The sequence below is a fragment of the Agrobacterium sp. genome (genome assembly GCF_032092815.1).
Taxonomy (GTDB): Bacteria; Pseudomonadota; Alphaproteobacteria; order Rhizobiales; family Rhizobiaceae; genus Agrobacterium.
This window is the reverse complement of the sequence record NZ_DAMDBP010000003.1, coordinates 76681-80449: the sequence shown is the minus strand read 5'-3', so window position 1 is coordinate 80449 and position 3769 is coordinate 76681. Positions and strand designations below refer to the sequence as shown.

General features: G+C 56.3%; 4 protein-coding genes. 2 read left to right on the top strand and 2 right to left on the bottom strand.

All coding sequences use genetic code 11. The features are described from left to right. On the bottom strand, positions 1–328 hold a 328-nt coding region (locus RT613_RS02285), incomplete at its 3' end, for a carboxymuconolactone decarboxylase family protein (RefSeq protein ID WP_313612640.1). 42 nt (positions 329–370) lie between these two features. After that, complete coding sequence (locus tag RT613_RS02280) at positions 371–1192, bottom strand: cyclase family protein (RefSeq protein ID WP_313612639.1); 822 nt, start codon at positions 1190–1192, stop codon at positions 371–373. A gap of 267 nt (positions 1193–1459) precedes the next feature. Between RT613_RS02280 and RT613_RS02275 the strand changes: the two genes are divergently transcribed. Both RT613_RS02275 and RT613_RS02270 read left to right on the top strand, forming a co-directional pair. Next, positions 1460–2665 carry an efflux RND transporter periplasmic adaptor subunit gene (locus RT613_RS02275; protein ID WP_313612637.1) on the top strand — a complete coding sequence of 402 codons (1206 nt, stop codon included), beginning with the start codon at positions 1460–1462 and terminating at the stop codon, positions 2663–2665. A gap of 8 nt (positions 2666–2673) precedes the next feature. Next, positions 2674–3769: efflux RND transporter permease subunit (locus RT613_RS02270; protein ID WP_313612635.1), on the top strand; the 1096-nt coding region annotated here is incomplete at its 3' end.

Genomic DNA, 3769 nt, shown 5'->3' with positions numbered 1-3769 from the left:
AAATCACCCTGAGAAGGTCTGCATGCTGTTCATCCGTCATGCCTTTGGCCTTGGCGGCGGCCGTATGGGAATGTGCGCAGTATGAACAGCCGTTCGTAACGGATACAGCGATATAAAGCATTTCCTTGGTGACAGGGTCGAGCGCCGACGGTGTCGCCATGACAGCCTTAACCTCACCCCATGTCTTTTCCAGGAGTTCGGCATCAAAAGCGAGGTAGAGCCACATATTGTTGATGAAGTCGGATTTGCGTGTGGCTCTGATATCGTCGAACACCGCCTTCACACGCGGATTGGCTTCCGGGTCCTGTGGTTTGGAGACGGTGCTCATCGATATGTCCTCCTCGTCCCTGTCTAATGTCTGATGTGCGGTTTATGCGAGAGTGAAAACACGGGCAGGGCCGCCGGTGCCGCCGCGATGTTTGGGGGCGCCAACCACCAGTGTTGCGCCTTTGACCGGCACCTGATCGAGATTGGCGATGCCTTCCAGACCCCAACGGTTTTCCGGCAACCAGGCATAATGGGTGGCAAAATCCGGCGATTTGCCGAAGTCCAGCGACAGCGTATCGACGGCAATGCCGGCGGCCTTGCTTTCCTCCAGCAGATATTTTGCCGCCTCTACGTGGAAACCGGGAAAATGCATCTTGCCTTCACCATCGGCATTGCGGAACTTGTCCGTGCCCAGATGCTGCTGCCAGCCGGACAACATGGCGACGCAGACATTTTCCGGCAGATCGCCGTTCTTGGAAATCCAAGCCTTGATATCGTCAGGTGTTACTTCCGCATCAGGATTGGATGCTGCCTTTTCCCTGATGTCGATGACGGCAAGCGGCACCACCAGATTGCCGACCGGAATTTCCGCGACCGAGGTGCCGTTTTCGGAGAAGTGCAGCGGTGCATCCACATGGGTGCCGGTATGTTCATTGACCCGCAGTTCAAACAGGTTGAACTTGTGTTCGGCATAGTTGAACTTCTGCTCCTTGAAGAACTGCTGTTCACCGAAGAAGGTTGGAAAATCCTCATGCAGTTCGTGGGTCATGTCGGTGACGCTGCTGGCGGCTTGTGCCATGGCAACCGGTGCAGCGCCCAATGTGGCGGCTGCGGCAGTGACTGTTCCTGCTGCGGCGGCCTTGAACAGGCTACGCCTTGAAAGCATGCGGTCCTTAATATCGTTTATGACGCAGGCATTGCACATTTTGTACGTCTCCCGTGCAGGTTTTTAAATGAACGCGGAAATCAAAAAAGGCATGTTTTGCAACGGTTACAATAGTGAACATGACACTATTGTAAATTGAACTTATTTGATGGGTTCAATTCAAAAAAACGGCGCAAATTACAATTACGTAACAAACGGTTTTGTGCATTGCCTTGTTTAAATCCTGCAAAGATACTGGTGCAAATCATATTAGGGGTCTCAACCGCGCCAATGTGTTGATCCCGGCATATTTATTCGGAGAATTGCATGAGGGTTTGGAAGCAGGTTGGTGTCAGTCTGGCTGTTGTAGGAGCGGGCGTCTGTCTTTGGGCGCTCACCTCCACCGACGGGCGCAACGCTTTGGCCAAGGTCGGAATTCTGGCGGCTGAAAAACCCGCAGCCGAGACGGCTGCGAACGGGGGCGGTAATGGTGGTGGCCAGGGTTCTGGTCAGGGGCAGGCACGCTCAGGGGGGCAATCTGGTGGCCAAGGTGGTGGAAGAGCCGGCGGGCAGGGTAATGCCACGCTGGTTAACCTCGCATCCGTCAAGACAGGCACCATCAATGACCGCATGAATGCCATTGGTAATGGTGAGGCCATTCAGTCGGTGGTGGTGACGCCACAGGCATCCGGTCTGATTTCGGAAATTCGTGTTGCCTCGGGCCAGAAGGTAAAGAAAGGCGATGTGCTGGCACGGCTCGATGATGACGAACAGATCATCGAGCGGGAAAAGGCGCAGGTCGCCCTCAAGAGCGCGGTTGAGAAATCCACCTCCTACAGCAATCTGAAATCGGTTTCCCGTCTGGATGTGCTGGATGCGCAGATTGCCGAAGAGGCGGCTAAGCTGGCACTCAGCACGGCAGAATTGAATTTCAAGCGCCGGGACATCGTTGCCCCGATAGAGGGCATTGCCGGTATCGTCGCCATCAATATTGGTGACAATGCCACGACCCAGACCAGCATTGTCAGCCTGGATGACCGCTCGAAAATCCTCGTCAATTTCTGGGCGCCGGAACGTTTTACCACGGCCATCAAGGTAGGCATGCCTGTGGAGGCTACATCGATTTCCCGTCCGGGTGAGGTTTTCAAGGGTGAAGTGGAGGCTGTTGATAACCGTGTGGACGAGGCAAGCCGAACCATCCGTGTTCGCGCCGTGTTCAACAATGCCAATGATGATTTGAGAGCAGGCATGTCGTTTTCCGTTGCCATGCGTTTCACCGGCGAGAACTATCCGTCGGTTGATCCGCTGGCCGTGCAGTGGGATGCGGAAGGTTCCTATGTTTGGCGTGTGGTGGACAACAAATCCAACAAGGTTCGCGTCCAGATCGTGCAGCGCAACCCGGATTCCGTGTTGGTGAAGGCGGAGTTGGCCGAGGGTGATCCGCTTGTTATCGAAGGTTTGCAGCGCGTGCGTGAAGGCGGCGCGGTGCGCACGAACAGTCAGCCGAGAGCGCCGGAGGTAGCAAGCCAGTGAGCGGACCCGTGACAACGCAGACGCCGCCGGGCGGCCAGGATTCCAAACTCGCCTTTACTGCGCTGTTCGTTCGGCGCCCCATTCTCGCAGCCGTTATCAACACGCTTCTTGTCGTTGCCGGTCTGGCGGCGCTGGTGGGTGTCGATGTGCGCGAATTGCCGGATGTCGACCGTCCGGTCATCACCGTTCGCACCAACTACGACGGTGCCTCACCACAAACCATTGACCAGGAAGTGACGCAGACCATTGAAGGCGCTGTGGCCCGTGTCAGTGGTGTGAAAGCCATTTCCTCGCAGTCACAATTCGGCAGCAGCCGCGTGACGCTTGAATTCGGCGACAAGGTCGATCTGGCCGTTGCCGCCAATGATGTGCGCGACGCAATCGGCCGCGTCACCAACCAGATGCCTGACGATGCCGATGAACCGCAGATCATCAAGGCGGATGCGGATAGCCAGCCGATCATGCGACTGGCGGTCACCTCGTCAACGCTTGGCATGGAAGACCTGACCAAGCTGGTTGATGATGAAGTGATTGACCGTTTGGCGGCCGTTGACGGCGTTGCCGATGTGGAACTGTCGGGTGATCAGGAAAAAGTGTTCCGGATCGACCTTGACCAGACGGCCCTGGCAAGCCGCGGCCTGACGGTAACGGATGTCTCCAATGCTCTTGGAACGGCAGCGCTCGATGTTCCGGCCGGTTCGCTGAAAAGTGCCACGCAGGATATTGTGGTGCGTGCCACCGCAAACCTGACGACACCATCCGAATTCGAAAACCTGCTGGTCAAGGACAAGGTGCGCCTGCGGGATGTGGCGAGCGTGATGCTGGGTGCCGATGATGAAAGTACATCCTTGCGCTCCAATGGTGTGCAGGGTGTGGGTCTTGGTATTGTGCGTCAGGCACAGTCCAACACGCTGAATATTTCCAGTGGTGTGAAAGCTGCTGTTGAAGCAATGACACCGAACCTGCCGGAAGGAACCCGTATCGTCATTACCAGTGACGACGCGGTGTTTATTGAAGGCGCGTTGCACGAGGTGGAGCTGGCGCTTGGCCTTTCCGCACTGATCGTTGTGGTGGTGCTGTATCTGTTCCTCAGGGACTGGCGGG

What these genes read in the sequence shown, in the direction of transcription:
- RT613_RS02280 (WP_313612639.1), bottom strand. Translation starts at nt 1,192, where the DNA reads ATGTGCAATGCCTGCGTCATAAACGATATTAAGGACCGCATGCTTTCA.
- RT613_RS02275 (WP_313612637.1), top strand. Translation starts at nt 1,460, where the DNA reads ATGAGGGTTTGGAAGCAGGTTGGTGTCAGTCTGGCTGTTGTAGGAGCG.